Origin of the sequence: Lysinibacillus xylanilyticus (assembly GCF_001708185.1) — a bacterium.
In the GTDB taxonomy this organism is placed as follows: Bacteria; Bacillota; Bacilli; order Bacillales_A; family Planococcaceae; genus Lysinibacillus; species Lysinibacillus xylanilyticus_A.
On record NZ_MDDN01000009.1, the window covers coordinates 43,175 to 62,250 of the forward strand.

The 19,076-nt window shown below is 37.8% G+C and carries 20 protein-coding genes; 4 read left to right on the forward strand and 16 right to left on the reverse strand.

From position 1 onward, the window contains the following. The first annotated feature begins 119 nt into the window (after positions 1 to 119). Entirely contained in the window at positions 120 to 875 is a 756-nt protein-coding gene (locus BFJ97_RS15775; protein WP_068985611.1) for a class I SAM-dependent methyltransferase, read from the forward strand. 58 nt (positions 876 to 933) lie between these two features. Here the strand turns inward: BFJ97_RS15775 and BFJ97_RS15780 are convergent, their stop codons facing one another. The 5 genes from BFJ97_RS15780 to BFJ97_RS15800 form a co-directional block, all read right to left on the reverse strand. Beyond that, positions 934 to 1,254, reverse strand: a complete 321-nt coding sequence (locus BFJ97_RS15780) for a YnfA family protein (RefSeq protein WP_083227079.1) — start codon at positions 1,252 to 1,254, stop codon at positions 934 to 936. A gap of 85 nt (positions 1,255 to 1,339) precedes the next feature. Further along, positions 1,340 to 2,077, reverse strand: a complete 738-nt coding sequence (locus tag BFJ97_RS15785) for an urease accessory protein UreH domain-containing protein (RefSeq protein WP_068985613.1) — start codon at positions 2,075 to 2,077, stop codon at positions 1,340 to 1,342. 160 nt (positions 2,078 to 2,237) lie between these two features. Continuing rightward, positions 2,238 to 3,107 carry a LysR family transcriptional regulator gene (locus BFJ97_RS15790; RefSeq protein ID WP_068985614.1) on the reverse strand — a complete coding sequence of 290 codons (870 nt, stop codon included), beginning with the start codon at positions 3,105 to 3,107 and terminating at the stop codon, positions 2,238 to 2,240. Positions 3,108 to 3,325: 218 nt separating this feature from the next. Beyond that, positions 3,326 to 4,033: a glucosamine-6-phosphate deaminase gene (locus BFJ97_RS15795; protein WP_068985615.1), complete on the reverse strand. Its 708-nt coding sequence runs from the start codon at positions 4,031 to 4,033 to the stop codon at positions 3,326 to 3,328. Between the two features lie 31 nt (positions 4,034 to 4,064). Further along, entirely contained in the window at positions 4,065 to 4,256 is a 192-nt protein-coding gene (locus tag BFJ97_RS15800) for a hypothetical protein (RefSeq protein ID WP_068985616.1), read from the reverse strand. Between the two features lie 298 nt (positions 4,257 to 4,554). On the opposite strand from BFJ97_RS15800, the gene BFJ97_RS15805 reads away from it, so the two are divergent. After that, positions 4,555 to 5,322, forward strand: coding sequence for a sporulation protein (locus BFJ97_RS15805; RefSeq protein ID WP_068985617.1), 768 nt, complete (start codon positions 4,555 to 4,557; stop codon positions 5,320 to 5,322). Between the two features lie 63 nt (positions 5,323 to 5,385). Here BFJ97_RS15805 and BFJ97_RS15810 read toward each other — a convergent pair whose 3' ends face one another. From BFJ97_RS15810 to BFJ97_RS15830, 5 genes are read right to left on the reverse strand one after another with little or no spacing between them, the layout of a single operon-like run. Continuing rightward, complete coding sequence (locus BFJ97_RS15810; protein WP_083227070.1) at positions 5,386 to 6,324, reverse strand: ABC transporter permease; 939 nt, start codon at positions 6,322 to 6,324, stop codon at positions 5,386 to 5,388. Continuing rightward, on the reverse strand, positions 6,302 to 7,225 hold the full coding sequence (locus tag BFJ97_RS15815) for an ABC transporter ATP-binding protein (RefSeq protein WP_068985618.1): 924 nt from the start codon (positions 7,223 to 7,225) through the stop codon (positions 6,302 to 6,304). Before BFJ97_RS15815 ends, BFJ97_RS15810 begins: the two co-directional genes overlap by 23 nt. A 5-nt stretch (positions 7,226 to 7,230) precedes the next feature. Then, positions 7,231 to 7,926: an ABC transporter ATP-binding protein gene (locus BFJ97_RS15820; protein WP_068985619.1), complete on the reverse strand. Its 696-nt coding sequence runs from the start codon at positions 7,924 to 7,926 to the stop codon at positions 7,231 to 7,233. Next, entirely contained in the window at positions 7,927 to 8,292 is a 366-nt protein-coding gene (locus tag BFJ97_RS15825; protein WP_068985620.1) for a GntR family transcriptional regulator, read from the reverse strand. Then, the gene (locus BFJ97_RS15830) at positions 8,289 to 9,068 is read right to left on the reverse strand and encodes an ABC transporter ATP-binding protein (protein ID WP_068985621.1); all 780 of its coding nucleotides are present in this window, start codon (positions 9,066 to 9,068) and stop codon (positions 8,289 to 8,291) included. The genes BFJ97_RS15825 and BFJ97_RS15830 overlap by 4 nt, the downstream gene beginning before the upstream one ends. 709 nt (positions 9,069 to 9,777) lie before the next feature. On the opposite strand from BFJ97_RS15830, the gene BFJ97_RS15835 reads away from it, so the two are divergent. Further along, on the forward strand, positions 9,778 to 10,209 hold the full coding sequence (locus BFJ97_RS15835; protein ID WP_068985622.1) for a hypothetical protein: 432 nt from the start codon (positions 9,778 to 9,780) through the stop codon (positions 10,207 to 10,209). 58 nt (positions 10,210 to 10,267) lie between these two features. Here BFJ97_RS15835 and BFJ97_RS15840 read toward each other — a convergent pair whose 3' ends face one another. The 4 genes from BFJ97_RS15840 to BFJ97_RS15855 all read right to left on the reverse strand — a co-directional run bounded on the left by BFJ97_RS15840 (position 10,268) and on the right by BFJ97_RS15855 (position 14,983). Next, a complete protein-coding gene (locus tag BFJ97_RS15840; protein WP_068985623.1) occupies positions 10,268 to 10,720 on the reverse strand; it encodes a hypothetical protein in 453 nt (150 codons plus the stop codon). Between the two features lie 372 nt (positions 10,721 to 11,092). Continuing rightward, a complete protein-coding gene (locus tag BFJ97_RS15845; protein ID WP_068985624.1) occupies positions 11,093 to 11,851 on the reverse strand; it encodes an ABC transporter ATP-binding protein in 759 nt (252 codons plus the stop codon). Positions 11,852 to 11,854: 3 nt separating this feature from the next. After that, on the reverse strand, positions 11,855 to 14,173 hold the full coding sequence (locus BFJ97_RS15850; RefSeq protein WP_068985625.1) for an ABC transporter permease: 2,319 nt from the start codon (positions 14,171 to 14,173) through the stop codon (positions 11,855 to 11,857). 153 nt (positions 14,174 to 14,326) lie between these two features. After that, a complete protein-coding gene (locus BFJ97_RS15855) occupies positions 14,327 to 14,983 on the reverse strand; it encodes a TetR/AcrR family transcriptional regulator (RefSeq protein ID WP_068985626.1) in 657 nt (218 codons plus the stop codon). A 237-nt stretch (positions 14,984 to 15,220) separates the two neighbouring features. On the opposite strand from BFJ97_RS15855, the gene BFJ97_RS15860 reads away from it, so the two are divergent. Continuing rightward, positions 15,221 to 16,087: a pentapeptide repeat-containing protein gene (locus BFJ97_RS15860; RefSeq protein WP_068985703.1), complete on the forward strand. Its 867-nt coding sequence runs from the start codon at positions 15,221 to 15,223 to the stop codon at positions 16,085 to 16,087. Positions 16,088 to 16,129: 42 nt separating this feature from the next. Here the strand turns inward: BFJ97_RS15860 and BFJ97_RS15865 are convergent, their stop codons facing one another. Then, positions 16,130 to 17,845, reverse strand: coding sequence for an FTR1 family iron permease (locus tag BFJ97_RS15865; protein ID WP_068985627.1), 1,716 nt, complete (start codon positions 17,843 to 17,845; stop codon positions 16,130 to 16,132). Further along, positions 17,820 to 19,073 (reverse strand): iron uptake transporter deferrochelatase/peroxidase subunit, encoded by a 1,254-nt coding sequence (efeB, locus tag BFJ97_RS15870; protein WP_068985628.1) that lies wholly within the window; start codon positions 19,071 to 19,073, stop codon positions 17,820 to 17,822. Before efeB ends, BFJ97_RS15865 begins: the two co-directional genes overlap by 26 nt. Positions 19,074 to 19,076: the final 3 nt, after the last annotated feature.

Consider the following 19,076-nt stretch of genomic DNA (forward strand, 5'->3'; position numbering starts at 1 on the left):
GCGCTACCGTACATAGCCTGCCCCCTTCTATATTCCAATGTGGAATCAAAACTGATCATTTTCCGCATTTCTGTTCACCTACACTCTCTGTTATGCTCAAACAAAGGAGATGAAGAGAAATGACAACAACATGGAATGCCAATTTATATGATCAAAAGCATGACTTTGTTTCAAAATTTGGAGGAAGCTTAGTGGACTTACTTGCCCCTCAAGAAAATGAAGAAGTTTTAGATGTTGGTTGTGGCACAGGTGATTTAGCACGTGATATTGCAGTACTTGGTGCCAATGTGCAAGGGATAGATGCCTCCCACGACATGATTATCGCTGCACAGAAAAAATACCCAGACATTACGTTTTACACAATGGATGCTGCCGCACTTCATATGACAAATCAATTTAATGCAGTCTTCTCAAACGCTGCACTCCATTGGATGAAGCAGCCGGATCAAGTCATTCAAAATATTTACACTGCACTTAAACAAGGTGGCCGGTTCGTTGCTGAAATGGGTGGATACGGTAATATCGCTTCTATTGTATGGGCACTACAAAAAAGTATGGAGGCATTAAATCTGTCTTATATAGAGGAATATTTCCCATGGTACTTCCCTACTTTAGAAGAATACCAGTCGAAATTAGAAGATGCTGGTTTTACGGTTGAAATGATTACGCTATATGAACGCCCAACCTCACTTCAAGGTGACGATGGGCTACGTAATTGGCTAGTGATGTTCAGCAATAATATGCTCCAGCATTTATCAGAAGCTGAAAAAGAACAGATCTATGCAAAATGTGAAGAATTATTAAAGCCTAGGTCTTATCAGGATAATCAATGGATTGCTGATTATAGGCGATTACGATTTGTTGCAATTAAGTGAAACTATAAAAAAATAATAAGGGAAAAGGTTACTTTCTTTAAGGTAACCTTTTCCCTTGCTATGAACGAGGTAATAAAATAACCATCACGCCAATTAAACAAATGCCTGCTCCAACCCAGTCCAAGACGTCTGGTTTTTTGCCGTCTATTCCCCAACCCCATAAAATAGAAAGAACAATAAAGACACCTCCGTAGGCTGCATAAACCCTTCCAAAGGTCGGGAAGGATTGAAAAGTTGCGACAACCCCGTATAAAGCTAAGGCAATACCACCTATAATCCCCCAATAAAATGGTTTACCTTCTCTTAACCAAAGCCATATTAAATAGCCACCTCCAATTTCGCCTATTCCTGCGAGGATAAATAATAATGTTGCACTCATCATTTTTTTCACACTTTCTACATTTATATTTTGAGCTCTATGATAATCTATTCAAATTTGACAGCGTTTTTTAACTCCTCCCTCTTCAGTACAATCCCCAGTATGTAATCGTATCGGTTATACCTAAAATGATCAGAATAATACCCGCAACGATCTGAATCACTCTCCCCATTTTCATGCTTGTCCGCATAATGAGCCTTTTTGCATCAAATAAATGAATAAGCCCTAGCATTACCAGAAGTGGCACAGAGGTTGCTAAACCAAAAATGGCTGGCAAAGCGAAACCATACGAAGAGGTTGCGACTGTTGGCATTAACCACACGAAAAATAACACAAACATCGTAGGACAGAAGGCAATGGAAAAACTAGCGCCCATCAGAAAGGAGCCAAGTTTCCCCTCTTTTAACACGGACGGTATAAACGAAGGAATTCGATTCAGGAATTTTAGTTTTAAAATGCCAATCAACACGAGTCCTGTGATCAGCATAATCGGACCAATTACTTGGCGAAAAATAGGAAAATACTTAGTTATCTTCGTTTCAAAGGACTGACCAAATAACCAAGCGAAAAAGCCGATAAAACTAAATACCACGACTTTCCCCAGTATAAAAAACATAATTTCTTGCCAATTACTTTTCATTTGAATTGCTCGATTCCCATAAAAAGTGATAGCACTTATATTCCCCGTTAACTGACAAGGTGCTAATGCGCCTATTAATCCAAGTAGAATGGCCATAATGAACGGAGAATGTTCATAGGAATTTAAAAATATTGAAATAGGTCCGCTTATAAACTGACTTATGTTCGACATCATACTATACATCTAGAAACACCTTCTATTTTTAATTGTATAACTCACCGATTGATCTATTATAAAAGGAATATATGAATAAATGATGCAGATTTGCTTTACAATGTTGATTGAAGAAAAACGTTGACCAAATGATGTCTAAGTAAAAAAGCTCATTAAAAATTTAGACACGCTAGTCTAAAGCCGCCCCATTGTAGACGGAATGGCAAACAGCTAAGAAGGCCTCAATATCCGATGACAAATATTTTGATAAAAAATAAGTGTTCGATACAATATGGGAAAACTCCTGTACCGAATAGCTATGAAGCAATTGCTGCTGAAATTCCACCTCGATCACACTCTTTGGTAAAAAAGCGATACCTAATCCTTGTTTGACGAAGTTTTTGATGACCTCTGTTTGATTGATATGCATGCTTTTATAGCTTGGGAATTGTTGCAATACTTGTTGTATGTCTTGCCAGTAAGGTGCGTATTCATGTGTTAAAATAATTTCCTGTTGTAAAAGAGTCAGTGCATCTGTCGCTCTTTTTGACATCGGAGCAATTAATTGAAGTGGTTCCTGCGCGAGATGGACTGCTAGAATGTCTCGAGTCGATGTCAATTTTGACAAACCGATATCTACTACGCCTGCATATACCGCTTCTCCGATTTCATTGGATTTTAACAGTTCGATTGTGATTTGAATGGAAGGTCTTTGCTGCTGAAATGCGTGAATGATTACTGGTAATGTGGAATTGGCGATTTGAGGTGCAGCACCAATTGTTAACTGAGACGTATACCCATCCATAAAGGACGCAGTATTTTGTAATCCTTCATCAATTGTCGCAATCATTTTCTCTGCTTGTTGTAAAAAATGGGCACCAATACGATTTAATTTCACGTGCTTACCCTGTCTTTCAAAAAGTGGTGTTTGAAGTTCTTTTTCTAGATGCTGCATATGCTTCGATACTGTCGATTGCGTAATAAAACGTTGCTCTGCCGTCTCACGAAAATTCTCTGTTTTCGCAGCAACAATAAAAGTTCGTAACCATTCTGTTTCCATAAATAGGCCTCTCTAGTTTTTCATTCATTATATCGAAATCTATTTACGTCTTGAAACCTTTTTATGTCTTTTTCAACAAAGCATTGACCGTTCGTTTGTCGATTTAGTTTATTTATATCAGAAAATCTAAGCAAAAAAAGTAGTTGAAGCACTACATTTACTTGTATCTTTAACTACTTTTTTATCTTATCTCATCGTCTAAAACGTTTAGTTAACAGCTACTTGTGTGAATGCTCCTCTTCTTGCAAATCTGTTAGAATAATAACATTTGGATGTTTCGATAAAACACTTGCTGGTACATCTTCAGTATACTCAGACGCAAGCACACGTTCTAATACATCACGTTTTGCTTCTCCGACAGCGATTAATAAAATACACTTTGCGCGCATAATGGATTGAATCCCCATCGTCAATGCTTGGGTTGGAACTTCATCGATTGATTCAAAGAAGCGTGCATTTGCTTGGCGAGTTGATTGTGCAAGCGTCACAAGATGTGTGAAAGAATCAAATGGCGTTCCTGGTTCATTGAAACCGATATGACCGTTTTGTCCGATGCCAAGCAATTGAAAATCTAATGTATGCTGCTGTAATAAAGATTCATAGCGTACCGCTTCCTCTGCTGGATGATCCGCTAAACCATTCGGTAAATAGGATTCTTTAAATGGTTTATTGCGAAATAAATGTTGATCCATATAACATGCATAGCTTTGTTCATGTTTAGCACCTAGTCCAACATATTCGTCTAAATTAAAGCTAATACAATTGGAAAAATCGACATCGATTTCACGGATTTTAGCATATAGCGGTTCCATCGTACCACCTGTAGCAAGCCCGAACGTTGTAGCACCGCTTTTTTTAGCTTGTACTATAATATCTACTGCACGTGTGTATAAATCTTCTTTTAAAGAAAAACGTTCCAATTTCAATTCTTTATTCCCCCTCTTTTTAGGCAGTTTGCTATTTATTAACCGAAATAATATTAGTAGAACCTGCTCGTTGGAAACCTGATTTGTTAAGTGTTACTTCTTGTCCAACTAAACTTGTGAAAACAACTGGTGTAATGATAGAAGGCACTTTGTCTTTAATAGTCTCTAAGACTACTAGTAATAACGGATCGCCGCATTGAATGACTTGACCATCTGTAACCAACGTTTTATCTATGCCTCCCTTCGGTATAGTTGTCTATACCAATTATATGCCTATTATAATATTCAACCTGCGAAAAATAAATGTTTTTCTGAATTTTCAATATATATATATATCTTGTATAATTCATCTTGTAAACGTCGAAAGAATCTACTTCTAGTGCCTTTTCGGTATTTTTTATGATGACGGATAACTATTCTTCTCTTGTTTTTAGTTATGAAGATGAAACTTTTTTACACCTTGAAACCTTTTCCAAAAATTTTCGTATGTATAATTATTAAAGTTAATAGGAGGAATACAAATGTCTTTTTTTAACAAAGCACTTGCAAGTATTGGGATTGGCTCGACAACAGTCGATACAATGCTAGAAAAGTCTACATACCAGGCGGGAGAAGTTATGCGTGGTGAAATCGTTGTGCAAGGTGGGAATGTTGAGCAGCAAATCGATACCATTTTTTTATCGGTGAACACTACTTATATTCGAGAATCTAATGACCATAAATATACGGAAGTCGTAGCGCTACAAAAAGTTAAAGTAACGGAGCCTTTTGTGATTGCTGCTGGTGAAAAGAAAGTAATTCCCTTTTCTTTAACATTGCCATTTGAGACACCTATTACAGCGGGCAAAACACAAGTTTGGATTCAAACAGGGCTTGATATTAAAAACGCAGTAGACCCTCATGATAAAGATTATATTCGTGTCCAGCCTACAGACCTCGCAGCACATATTCTCGATGCCATTAATGGACTTGGATTCCGTTTACGCGAAGCTGAATGTGAACAGGCGCCAGCTCGATTCCGTGGATACTATCCCTTCATCCAAGAGTTTGAATTTGTGCCAACTGGGCAATTTAGAGGACATTTAGATGAGCTTGAAATCGTCTTTTTATCTCAAACTAATCATTCAGTAGAATTACTCATGCAAATTGATCGAAAAGTAAGAGGTATTGGTAGCTTCTTCTCTGAAGCTTTAGATATGGACGAAAGCAATGTTAGAACAACGATTACGACACAGGACTTACCAACTATTCAAGCAAAGCTACAGCAAATTATCGCTAAACATTTGTAGCCTTTAATGAATCTAAGAATTAGAAAAACACGGTATGAAAGTCGATTTCATACCGTGTCTTTTTTATGCTGTCACATCACGTTTCATGAATGACAGATAGCTTATTGCTAAGAATAAAACTGCATAGATTGCGAGAATTGTAAGAGAGAATGGCATTGTAATACCTTCTATCATTAAATTACCACTTTCATACTGTGTTAAATTTGAATGTGTTATCCAAATATATTTAACAAATTCATATCGGCTTAAGAACATCACAATCATTCCGCCCATAAAAGATAAGAACATCGTTAAACCAATGGCTAAAGAGCTTGAACGGAATACTGAGCCCACTAAGAAAGCAAATAATGTCGACATCACGAAATCTCCGCCAGAAAGTAAATAGTGATATGCCAAATCATTCCACACTGCTTTTTCAACTACCTGACCATTGACCATCTCTAACTCAACGCCCGTTGCACCACCAAATAATATGAACCCTACTAGAGCGCTAACCACTACATTGACAGCAATTAAAAAGAGCCCAAATATGAAAGTTGTCAGTAATTTTGAAGTTAATATTTTTGCCCGAGACATAGGACGTGTTAACAACATTTTAATCGTGCCTGTTGAAAACTCACTTGATACGATACTCGCTGCTAAAATCACTGTGAACAATGTGATTAAAGTTAGCATATTACTTGCAAATGTCATAAAGCTTGCTAGGCTTCCCTCTGTTTGAGAAGGCACGTCATTTGCTAATCGATACTCAGAAATAGCAATTTGCTCTTCAAAGTATTTTTTATCTACTTCTGAAACATTGTCACCCTTCAACATGTCTTTATAATTATTAATAACCTGTTGTTCATTTTCCTGCCACGTTATATCCTCTGCAGTCTTTGTTTCATAGTATTTCATAATAATACCAGGACCAACAATAGCGAGGATTAATAGTGCGACCATTGCCCAAGTTCCTTTTTTATGCCACAATTTCATCCATTCATTTTGCATTAGCTTCAGCAATTTGGCCACCTCCTGTCATTTCTAAGAATTGATCCTCTAACGTTTTTTGATGTGGTTGTACGGCGAATAATTGGATTTCTGCGTTCACAAATTGCGTAATCAGTTTCGGTATATCTTCTTTCTTTATTTCCACCACGAAACCATTATTTTCTACAGTAAAGTTATAATCGAACTTTTGCAGATGAATGGCAACATCATCTTTTGGTGCAGCTTCAATATAATAAAATGAAGAAGTTTCAATGTTAATATCACGAATATCGATGAGTTTACCATTTTGTATAACCGCTACTCGATCACACATTAACTCAATTTCGGATAATAAATGGCTAGAAACAAAAACAGATACGCCATCCTCAGCCGCAATTTTACGCAAATACATACGGAACTCACGAATGCCCGCTGGATCTAAACCATTTGTTGGTTCATCTAAAATTAGAAATTTTGGTCGATGAAGTAGTGCCTGAGCAAGTCCTAAACGCTGACGCATCCCAAGTGAATACGTCGATACCTTTTCATGAATGCGTTTCTCTAGACCGACCTGTCTAACTACCTCTTCAATACGCTCTTTTGTGACGTTTTTATGCATACGCGCAAAATGCAGTAAGTTTTTATAGCCCGTCATAAATTTATACATTTCCGGGTTTTCTACAATTACGCCAATCTTACTAATCGCTTCTTCATAATTCTCCTGTAAGGAAAGGCCATCTACAATGACTTTCCCCTCTGTTGGATGCATAAGCCCTGTCATCATACGAATTGTCGTCGTTTTCCCGGCACCATTTGGTCCTAAAAATCCAGTAATTTGACCTGGATATAAATCGATATTCAGTTGCTGAATTAATTGCTTACCACGAATGGTTTTTGATAAATTTTGCAATTGAACTATTGGTTGTGTTGTCATTAATTTCATCCTTTCTTATAATAAGTTTTCATCCATTGCACAGCATCTTTATTCGTAACATCTCGAATCGTCTCTACTTCCTCATGTGCAATAATCGAACCATTTTGCAGTAAAATAATTTGATCTAAAATAGGTTCTACCTCATATAACTCATGCGTTGATAACAATATTGTTTGGTTTTCAATATCTGTAAATTGAATTAAGCCTTTAATAAGCTGTTCACGAACAATTGGATCTAAACCAGAAAATGGCTCATCCATTAAATAAAAGGGTACTTCTCGCCCAAGAGTTGCGGCCATTTTCATCCGACCACGGTTCCCCTTTGATAATTCCCGTAGCTTCATATTTTTATCAACGTTTAAAAACTCTGCAACGATACATGCCTTATCATACGAAAAATCTTCGAATTGAGAGGCATAGTGCTGAAAAAGCTGCTCACCTGTGTAAAAATCAAAAAATAAATCAATATCTGGTAAATAAGCAATCTGATCAGCATTTCTGCGTGTTACAGGCGTTCCATTTAGCAAGACCTCACCACTAGATGGATGTAATAAGCCTGCCAATACTTTTAAAAGTGTCGACTTGCCACTGCCATTTTCTCCAACAAGCCCAATGATTCGGCCAACCGGAATGGAAAAAGACACATCTTGCAAAATCGGCTTTTTCATATAACGAAAAGAAACATTTGATAGCTGTAACATTTATTTCACCTCACGATTTTTTGTTAACACGACAAGCATCTCTTCCTTGGAAAATCCCAGTGCTTCAATAGATGTTAAAAAATTTTCAGCTAATTGGTTTTTCATATCTTCTCGTAAAAGTACAATCCGCTCTTCGTTGGTTGTAATAAATGTACCTTGACCTCGTTTCGTTTCCGTTATATTCATGGCTTCTAACTCCTTGTACACGCGTTGTACGGTATTTACATTAACACCTGTTTCAACTGCATATTCTCGAACAGAAGGAAGTCGATCCCCTAGCTCTAAATTGCCTTTCAAAATATCTCCACATATCCGATCTACAAGTTGGCTATATATGGGCTTATCACGTGAAAAGTCGATTGTCATCGTAAAACCACCTTTTCAAGCCACTTCGTCGCTACGATAAATAGAATGACGATCAAAATTATCATCACTACTTCCTCCACAACATAAAGCGGATTATAGATAATCTCAATAGTCGATACTTTTGCCTTTGGTAAATAGTGTGCCAACCAATCTAATGGAATTTCAATATGATGAAAAATAGAAGCATATAGCTGGCTTTCAGTAAATTTATACCATAAATTCATACTGAAGAAAAAAGCACCCATCATAATAACAATGGCAAAGCGACCTATAAAATGCTTCATTTGGAGATAAAATGCTAAAAATAGTAGCAGTATGACAAACATTATCCATTGGAAAATGACTAAAATTCCTACAGAAAGTATTAGTGATAATACTATTTGTCCAAAATTGGCTACAAATTCATCTTTTACATTGTACATGGCTATACTAATAAAAAATAAATTGAAGATAGCATATCCAAATAGTGAAAAAATAACTTTTACACCCACAAGCTGTGTAATCGAGCTAGTGGAGTGTAGCCATATTTCTTTGACCTTTAAATCGTGTCGTATACTAGCTAAAAATTGTAATATCGAATAAAATCCGCCTAATACAATCACTAGCATTGTGAGTGCAAAAGATAGCTGATTTTCCGGCATTGTCAAGCCATCAACAAATCGCTTTATTAAATATGGAAGCACCAATGACAACATAATTCCTGCAAAAATCGCAACAAATAGCCATGTCCTAAAAAGCACCCATTCTTTTTTGAATAACCCTGCCAATTTTTTCAATGCAAACACCTCGTGTTATAGTGTACTAGTTGAATATTACACTATGACTTTTAAGTTTGCAAGTATTAAATGCAAAAAAAGGAAGATCCTTTTTCATAAAGGACCCTTCCTTGATTAAGTTCATTTTATAAAATCTTTGATCTAGCATTCGGAATGTTACTAGTCCATTCAATAAACAGGCGGCTCATTCAAGCTAACCTCCTCGTTGTGGGACTAGTCAAAGCCTAGTGTTTTTATGGGTACAAAAAATTTCGCAAAGGACAAACAATTCACTCCCAAAATATGGTCTTTTGGCAAACTGTTTGCCCTGAAAAAAATGGAGGGTAAGCAACGGGTTTGCCCGGGCAAACTCCAAAACTAGAGTTTTGGCTTGGTAGGAGATTCCTACGACCTTTACAAATATATAGCTACTTATTTTTGCAAAATAAGTAGCTATATTTGTTGGGAACTGAGTATTGAAGAACTGAAAGTAGTGCACTTTAAAATGCAGAAGGATTTGAAACCAATAAAATATCCAATAGGAAGTTTCAATACAAAAAGCACATCCACGATAGGATGTGCTTTTTGTTGCGCCTCATGGTGAGGTTAACGTTCATTTACTTATTTAAATTATTTTTCGAAAAGTGGTTGTTAAAAAGAAGATGAAAAGTTCTTTATATAGTGTTGGCTAACACTGTATAAAAAATAAAAACAAACGGGGGAAATTAATATGACACAATATCGATATTTAACAAAGGTTATTACAGTAACACGAGATGATTTGGATAAAATGTTTACAGCACAAACAGTAGCTAAAGAGCATATCCGCAAAGAGGATGCTGATTCAAACGCAATACAAGCAAGTCTATCGTCTGTAGCAGGTATCCTTGGATTAGTATTTACAGTGGCTACAAAATTTAGTGTAGCAGCTGGTATCGCTTCAGTTATTCTTTCTCTTACTTCGACACTTAAGGCATCTATTCTACCACGTCTTGTAGATGGTACAGATTATATGATTATCTTACGAGAAGACATGAGAGTTAAAGGGTGGAAAAAGGTTGACGTTGAAATGCCTTATTACGAGTTGTATGACAATCCGACAGGTAAAACGTATTTCACTTTTATCGCAGGTGAAGGTCTTGTCAAAAAGTCTTATAAATAATAATATGATTTAAAAAATGCCCCTCTTTTACCTTCACACTTAAAGGGGGGCATTTCTATTATTTATTATCTTTCTCTTTTTTTATCAAACTTTCTATAAGTTTGTAGAAATCGCTATTACTCATTTCGTAGTTAATGTAATATCCTACATCTTCATCTTTAGTGGTAAAAATGATTGTTTTGCCGTTGCCGTTTAAATATAAGTTATAAATATCATCTTTCGTTGATGTTGTTAGCAAATATCCAGAATCAAATGGTAAATCTTTTTTTGAAGTGCGATGTAATTTTAAATTCTTTAATGCTTGCACGATAGTGTCTTTGTCTTCTTTTTCAAAAGTGTATTCAAGTTTTGTGTCATCTACATCTTTTACTCTTATAGAATCAACTGCATTGTAATCTAAAGTGGTTAGGATATCGGTAACTGATTTTTCTTTATATTTGTTGTATTGAAAGATTGAAAATGCAATTCCTACTACCATGATAACACCAATGGTGATAAGTATTTTTTTCATTGGATTTATACAACTCCATCCCTTTGATTTTTTATAAGTTTATGATATTGGAAGAAAGTTTTAAACTCTTTTAAACAAGTAAGAACATCTAGAAATGCTCTAGAGGCTTTTATTCATGCTGCGATGTTGGCCATGTGGTGAGGCAAGCAACGGCAGTATGGGTACTCCCCAAAAACTTCGATTTTGACTTGGAGAAATTAATAAAGAGGATAAACAATATGGGATCTCGCCAGATTTATGCGGATTTACAACATTAAGCAAAGAAATGTCCCCAAATGAAGGTTGGTAACATTTCAACTCAAATACAAATCGCTGCAAGAAAGTCACTAGTTTTGAGTGTCATTTGTAAAAATCGTAACAGTGACAAACCAATCATATTCCTATTTCCCACATTTTCTCCGTTACTTTTTCGACTCTGCTATCTATACCCGTCCCATTAAATTTCGGTAGCTTCAGCTCACTGACGATTTTTCCGTCGCGCATAAACATTATACGCTCCGCCCTTGCTGCAACCTTTGCGTCGTGAGTGACAAGCATAATCGCCGTACCGTCTGCGTTGATTTCGGAAAATATGTCCATAATCTCCTGTGCTGATTTGGAGTTAAGTGCACCCGTAGGCTCATCACCGAAGATGATTTTCGGGCTATTCAAAAGTGCTCGACAGATACCCGCACGCTGTAGCTGTCCACCCGAAACTTGTGTAATATCGCGTTGTTCAAGTTCCGCAATGCCTACCCTCTTCATAAGTACTCGTGCTTTTTCTGAAATTCTTGCAACGTTCTTTCTGTTGTCGCGCATTATAGGAAGAATAATATTATCAAGAATATTCAGGGTTTTCAACATAGTTGGCTGTTGAAAAACGAAGCCCATTTTTGTTCGTCGTATATCCGAAAGCTCAATCTCTCCCACTAACGATAAATCACTACCATCAAAAACAATCTTTCCGCCATCAACGCTATCCATGCCGCTTAGGGCAAACATTAGTGTTGATTTTCCCGAGCCAGATGGTCCCATTACCGCAATAAACTCACCTTCGCTTATTTCAACGGACGCTCCGTCGAGAACATTGTGCTTTTCATAACCTTCGCCAAAAGATTTTACAATATGTTCTCCAATAATAATGTTCTTCATAAGCTACTCCTTTATATTTTCGGATATTTTTATTTTTCCTGCACCCGATGTGCCGATGATTGTTGCGATAAGCACCGAGCATACCATCATGAGTGGACAAAGCACATATGCCGAAAGTAGATTGACCGAAAACTTAAACGACGACGCCCCAAACGAGGTGATTACTGCACCCGCAAGTCCCTCTCCAAGAGTGTTTGCCAGAAGCGTACCGATAACGATTCCGATTATTAAAATGAATACCGATCGCGAACCATATTGCACTGTTATATCCGAGTTTGTAAAACCTAACGCTTTCATTACGGCAATGGAATATCTGTCTTTTGCGACAAGCATCTTCATAAATAATAATGTAACCAGTATTATTATCACGAGCGCAACGACAATTGCGGCAATGGAAGCCTTGCCGACCGATTTTATTGTCGCGCCGAATGTTTGTGTAACAAATTGTTCAATGTTGGAAATCTTCGCAAAAGCAAATCTATCCGTATATTCCGAAATTTTTTCATCGACAAGAGATTGATTTGAAAGGCTCGCACAAATAACACTCCACATGATGTCTGCCGAATTGTCGGTAAAAACAGCCTTTGCGGTTTTTCCACCATTCGTAATGTCGGAATAAATGCCACTTACCGTGAGCTCTCTCTCCTTCCCTTTCATCACAATCGTTATGACATCACCAACCTTTTTGCCCATCTCATCGGCATTCAAAGTCGAAAGTGCAATTTCATCCTCTACGGTTGGTGCCCTACCCTCGGAATATTCGATAGGGAATATTGAATGGTCGCCGAGTTCAATTTTTATATTTTCCTCCAATCCGTCTTCTGTTTTTGTTTTGAATGTTTTTGTTGTAAGAATGGCATATTTCGAAATGGAACTGTCACTGCTCATAGACTTTAAAACTTCAGCGCCTTTTTTAGAGATATGATCAGTCTGCTGTATATCAATGCGTATATCGTAGTTTCCAATACCCATATATTTAATGAAGCTTGTTGAGGAAATCGTGTTGTATAGATTCTGAGGAACAATAATGATAAATACTGAGATCACAATCACTGCAAGCATTGTGGCGTAAAGTCTTTTCCTTGCTAGAACATCTTTAATACCGAGAAAAACATTCGTGTTAAGCAGCTTATTTCTGTTTAGGCAAAAACTCTTTGCGCCTGTGTTTTTTTCCTGTGACGTGCCAAAGCGTATTGCCTCTGCAGCTGATATTTTTCTAAAACGTCTCAGCACTCCGTTTACATAGGCAATCATCGCCAGGAATACAAGCAATACGCCAGTTATTCCTAATAACGACGCAAAAGAAGCGTTTTCACTTTCCCCCATATAAAGCCGTATATTTTTAAGAAGCACGTCTTTAAACAACAACGAAAGTGCAAAACCAAGAATACTTCCTCCCGCCGCAATAGCTGTGTACTTCGCAAGATAAATCTTTTTAATGTCGGAAAGACGTAGCCCTATTGCCTTCATAACGCCAATTTCACGGTAGTCATCTTCAATTTTCGCTAGCAGCGTAAAGCGGATGCACATAAATGCGATCGCAACGACAAGTACGCTGACAAGAAGTATGACTGCAATCATCATTCCATCAGAAAGTGCGTTAAGTGTTTTGAAAAGTGGATATGTAATCGTTGGTCCATTCGCTTCAAGTCCTGCGGAGGCATAGGCAGTTTCAAATGCGCCGAGTGCCGACAAATCCTTTAATCTAAACTCAATCAAATATTCCGTACTTCCGAGGCTTTTAATTTCAGCGAAATCATTTTCACTGACAAGAAATCTTTTGGAGGAGGACAGCATGGAATTCATCTGTGAATCTCGGAGAAATCCCGCAACAGTAAATTCCTTCCCTCCTATTACTGCCTTGTCACCGACCTGTAAATTGTTCTCCTTCATATAGTTAATTGGCACATAAAGCTCGCCATCGGATACGTTTATGATGTTTCCGTCAAGATCAAGTAGATAATCAAATTTTTCACTCTGTATGCTGAACCCGTTATCTTGAACATTATTCGCAAGTGAACGCTCACCTAAAATAAGTTGCGCACCGTCCATATTGAGAAACTCTAGCACTTGAAATTCATCGACATTGCTGTTCTGCTCTGCGAAATTCGTAAGCCGTGCAGTATCAAGATTACCCGAATGCATTTGCATAAAATGCGGAGTTTTCGCCTGATTCATCAGTGTATCGATTGCACCTGAAAGATTGACGATAAGTATCGCTGATAATGAAACAAGCATAGCCGCCACAGCGACAAATATCGTTGTTGTCAACGTTATCAATTTACTGTTCGACATATCATTACGGATTATTCTGTAATACATAAGTCACCCCTATTTTCAAACTATTAACCGATTTTAAGATGTACAGCATTTGAAGTAACACTTAACAAAATATCTAGCCAAAACGACGGAACCTTGCTTCCTATTGCTGAAATCTGCTGTCCTGACCGTAGCAGAAAGAATAATCTCTTTTAATTAACCATCTTCATTTCCAATTCTTCCACTCTCATCTCCGCTGCCAAACAGTTTCATCATGTACATAAGACTTCCGCTTTCAACACCGAGCAATCTTTCTACGTTGAATACAAAAGCAGGAATACGTGAAGCACGCTCTTCCTTGGACATTTCAACCAGATCATCATCAAAAACGGTATTCGTATAGGCCACAACCATTTCCATGGATTCATATGGATACGGCGTACTGAATAGCCCCAGTTCGATACCCTCACGGATTATTTCCGTCAAGATTGGCGGAAGGCCGTTTATGATAACCTTTTGTATTTTCCGATGCATAAGTGCGTTTTGGGGCTTATGTATATGATCAATAATTTCCTTGCCGTTTCCGTCACTTATATTTAGTGCCATGACAACACGGACAATACGCTCGTTAATGGGAATGCTCTTATCTGCGGCAATTGCCTTAGCAGCCCCTAAAATTTGGGCATTATATCGCTCAATTAGCGCATCCATAATATCCTCTTTCGACTTGAAATGATAATACAATGTTCCTCGCGCAATTCCGACCTTTTCGAGAATATCATTTGTACTTGTACCATCAAAGCCCTTCTGACCGAACAGCTCATCCGCTGCATCAAGTATTTCGTTTCTGCGCTCCATCGCTTCTTTTCTCATTTTTATTCCTCCTTATAGACCGACTGTCTGTCTGTTTATAAAAATCATAACATTTTACAATTAATTGTCAATACAATATGCTAATTTTTGTAAAAGATGAATTACAAACTCTAATTCAAGTAAGGTGGCCGCCGCTTCGCTTTCGTCTTTAATGAAAAACGAAGGTAAAAATCTCCTTTCATAGATAATTAGTGATAGAATCATATGTAAGTTTATCGTTAAGAGGGGAAATCAATGATGTCAGAAGTAAAAAAAATAGATTACACAATGGGAAAAAAGATACGCGAAAGTTTACAGGCGGATTGCCAAAGCTGTTTCGGCCTTTGTTGCACGGCTTTAAATATTGCTGCCTCTAGCGACTTCGCGATTAATAAGGCAGCTGGGACACCATGCCCGAATCTACAATCGGATTTTAGCTGTCAAATTCATAGTAAACTTCGAGATCAAGGGTTTAAAGGATGTACAGTTTTTGATTGTTTAGGAGCAGGTCAAAAGGTTTCACAAACTACATTCCATGGGCAAGACTGGCGACAATCCCCTGAAATTTCTGAGAAAATGTTTCATGTCTTTCCTATTATGGAGCAGTTATATGAAATGATTGCGTATGTAGCAGAGGCTTTATCCCACAAGGTTGATTCATCTCTATTTAACAAGCTACGTTTGCAATTAGAACAACTACAGCGTGCAACAGAGCTGGAAGCAGATGCATTATTAGCAATAGATATTCCTAATTATCGACTGCCGGTGAACATTTTACTATTAGAAACAAGTGAGCAAATTCGCCAAAGTCTTATCGTAAAGATGAAGGAGAAAAACGCTCGCAAGTATGACAATAGAGGGGTCGATTGGATGGGGAAGAATTTAAAGAGGAAGGATTTAAGAGCAACTAATCTTAGAGGAGCTTATTTAATTGCTGCTAATTTTGAAAATGCAGATTTAAGAGGTGTTGATTTTATTGGTGCGGATTTACGTGATGCCAATTTACGTGGCGCAGACCTTTCAACAAGTATGTTTTTAACCCAAATGCAACTTAATTCAGCTCAAGGCAATCATCAAACAAAATTACCCTCCCACCTGAAACGTCCGTCTCATTGGGATCACTAATAAAAACAGGGCAGATGAAAATACCTTCATCTGCCCTTCTATTTATTTTTGTTTCTTTTTAAAGATGATCGTAACTACAACTAGTACAAGTAAAATCGCTTGTCCAATCATTGTCTCTACAGTTGGGTAAAAACCAATGAAGCTGATAACCGGTAAGCCATCTACAACTGTTGTTGAAACTGCATCCCTCAGCTGCAACGTATGCAGACTGACACCAATAATTTTAAAGGCCAGTACATAAATTAACACCGTTGCCACTGCGAAAAATTTATGAACTGGTATTTTTCCACTTGCTTTAAATAACACAAATGCAAAAATCGTTAATACTAGGAGTGCTACTACGATACCTAGTACAAATTGCGATGTCTCCATTTTAGGTGCAATTCCTGCATAGAAGACAAGTGTTTCTGCCCCTTCACGGAAGACAGATAGGAAGCTAATTGCGGCCATGGCAAACACTGAACCACTGGAGATCGCATTGCCCATTTGTTTAGAAATATAGCGATTCCAGCTTGCCACACTTGATTTACTGTGGAGCCATATCCCAACTCCTACCATCATTGCAGCAGCTAGTAAGCCAATATAGCCTTCCATCAGCTCTCGGTTTGTATCAACTGTCGGAGAATTTAAAATTGTCGACATTAATATAGCCGCTACCGCTGATAACAGAATCCCTACAAATGCACCGATATAGATCCATTTGCGCATTGGCTTTTGTCCTGATTTCTCTAAGAATGAAACTAATGCCAAAATAATTAGCAATGCCTCCAAGCCTTCACGCAATAAGATAAGCGCTGAATCCCAAAAAGTATAATCTGAATCAGCTTGAATTAACTCTATTTCAGTGCGGAAATTATCTAATTTACTTTTAATAGCTTCTTTATCGACTGTTGATTTTAATAAATCACTAGCGATAATCGGCATATCACTTTCAATTTTAGTATATAGGCTACCGTTACGAGTCGAAATCTCAATTTCTACACTTGGCCATATTGTAATGAATTCAAGAATTTTATCAGAGGCAGCTTTATAATCACCTGCATCGATAAAATCGTTCGCCTCATCAATATAGGCAATTAATGTAGATAACGAATATTCTCCTTCGACCGCTTTCGCTGTTTCCTTACCAGCTACAAAATCCTCAATTGTTTGTTTTAACTCTGCAAATTGGGACTTCATAAGAGCTACATCAGGCTCTTCAGCGGAAATGGAAATGCGTAAAAACGCCATTTGTGTTTCAATTTGCCCGTACATCGCAATACTTTGCTCACGCACAGGTCTTTCATTTTTATTCCATTTGATATTAAAGTCTTTATAGGCTTCATCGATGGCAGCAATGTCCCCACTGGCTAATGCTTTTTCAAAGTCCGCCATGACGGGTTTAAACTTTTGTCCAAATTCTGCACGTTGCGCCGCTTCATCCACAGGGTTTTCAAGCTCTTCGAGGGCACGTAAAGCATTTGACAAAGCGGAAAGTGCCTCTAAACGTTCATCCTTTGAAGTAGCTTCAACTGCTTGTGCAAGAAGTTCATCCACTTTTTCTTTTGCTTCTGTCTGTTCAGATGTCACGGATGACCAATCTTTAGTAAACTGTTCAAGTGCCTGTTTTGCTTCGGCTTCTTTGTCTTGCTTCGTATTCATCAGTGCATCACTAATCGAGATGTACAAATGACTATAAGATTGCGCTGCCTGCACTGGTACAGCAAGTGCAAATAACAAGCATAATATTAAACTACAGCGCGTTAAAAAGTGCTTCACCTAAATAACTCCCCTTTTGTACACCAGGGAAGCAAGCAAACACTGCACTGCCTCGATGGGTAATGTACTCATTCATTTTATCCATACGCCCTAAACTATTTTGCACTGTTGTAAATTGGGCCGGGTCTTTTTGAAAAGATATGAACATAAGCCCCGCATCATGCGCGCCAGTATTCGTCATCACACCGGATGCATAAGAGTATGAGCGACGTAACATACGCGCACCCGATTTACGAGCCAAATGCACATGAGATGTATCTGGCATAATATACTCGCCATTACTATCCTTCGCTTCTACGTCGAAATCATCAAACTCTTTCTTTTTACCAAACGGTGCCCCACTATCGCGATAACGACCAAATGTTGCTTCCTGATCTTTTAAAGATGTGCGATCCCATGTTTCAAGATGCATTTGAACTTTACGAGCAACTAAATAAGAGCCACCTTTTAACCAACCTTTATCGACCCAAACCACTTTATTTAGATCTTTTTCATCAGTAGGATTGCCCGTACCGTCCTTGAACGCAAATAAATTTCGAGGTGTTCCTCCGCCAGTTGGGAAAGAGTTGAATCCTGCCTGTGACCATTTAATCTCTACTTTACCAGAAGCTGCACGTACTAAATTACGTACTGCATGAAACGCCACTTGTGGGTCATCTGCACATGCTTGAATACAAATATCTCCACCTGTGTATTCTTTTTGTAGCTGATCTTTTGGGAAATGTGGTAAATCATTTAATTCAGCTGGCTTTAAGTGCTGGATACCAAGCTTTTCGAAAAGAGATGGACCAACCCCTATAGTTATGGAGAGATTTGAGGCGTTTAATCCTTCAGCTTCACCCGTATCTCCTGTTGGAACTCTAGTATTTGTTGTTAAATCTACCATTAATTCACCATTCATTAAACGTACAACAAGAGGTGTCCATTGTTTGAACAACTCTTGTAGTTCCTTCTTTGATGTGAATAAAACATCTAAAGAAGCAAAATAAATATTCGTTTGAACGGGTGTAACAATGCCAGATTGATGTTTTCCATAGAAATCAACTTTATTACGTGCTGTCGTGCTATCCGCAACAGGCTCAAACACATCATAGCCCATTGCTTTCATAACACCACCTAAGCCTGAAGCACCGATTGCTACACCTGCTGCCCCGATGCCAGTTAGCTTTAACATGTCACGTCTAGATATTTTTTTATTGATCCATTTTCCATCATTTGACTCTGTCATTTA

Bases quoted from the DNA above. Each gene is read 5' to 3' on its own strand.
- BFJ97_RS15775 (WP_068985611.1), top strand. From the start codon at position 120: ATGACAACAACATGGAATGCCAATTTATATGATCAAAAGCATGACTTT.
- BFJ97_RS15780 (WP_083227079.1), bottom strand. From the start codon at position 1,254: ATGAGTGCAACATTATTATTTATCCTCGCAGGAATAGGCGAAATTGGA.
- BFJ97_RS15785 (WP_068985613.1), bottom strand. From the start codon at position 2,077: ATGTATAGTATGATGTCGAACATAAGTCAGTTTATAAGCGGACCTATT.
- BFJ97_RS15790 (WP_068985614.1), bottom strand. From the start codon at position 3,107: ATGGAAACAGAATGGTTACGAACTTTTATTGTTGCTGCGAAAACAGAG.
- BFJ97_RS15805 (WP_068985617.1), top strand. From the start codon at position 4,555: ATGTCTTTTTTTAACAAAGCACTTGCAAGTATTGGGATTGGCTCGACA.
- BFJ97_RS15815 (WP_068985618.1), bottom strand. From the start codon at position 7,225: ATGACAACACAACCAATAGTTCAATTGCAAAATTTATCAAAAACCATT.
- BFJ97_RS15820 (WP_068985619.1), bottom strand. From the start codon at position 7,926: ATGTTACAGCTATCAAATGTTTCTTTTCGTTATATGAAAAAGCCGATT.
- BFJ97_RS15825 (WP_068985620.1), bottom strand. From the start codon at position 8,292: ATGACAATCGACTTTTCACGTGATAAGCCCATATATAGCCAACTTGTA.
- BFJ97_RS15835 (WP_068985622.1), top strand. From the start codon at position 9,778: ATGACACAATATCGATATTTAACAAAGGTTATTACAGTAACACGAGAT.
- BFJ97_RS15840 (WP_068985623.1), bottom strand. From the start codon at position 10,720: ATGAAAAAAATACTTATCACCATTGGTGTTATCATGGTAGTAGGAATT.
- BFJ97_RS15845 (WP_068985624.1), bottom strand. From the start codon at position 11,851: ATGAAGAACATTATTATTGGAGAACATATTGTAAAATCTTTTGGCGAA.
- BFJ97_RS15850 (WP_068985625.1), bottom strand. From the start codon at position 14,173: ATGTATTACAGAATAATCCGTAATGATATGTCGAACAGTAAATTGATA.
- BFJ97_RS15855 (WP_068985626.1), bottom strand. From the start codon at position 14,983: ATGAGAAAAGAAGCGATGGAGCGCAGAAACGAAATACTTGATGCAGCG.
- BFJ97_RS15860 (WP_068985703.1), top strand. From the start codon at position 15,221: ATGTCAGAAGTAAAAAAAATAGATTACACAATGGGAAAAAAGATACGC.
- efeB (WP_068985628.1), bottom strand. From the start codon at position 19,073: ATGACAGAGTCAAATGATGGAAAATGGATCAATAAAAAAATATCTAGA.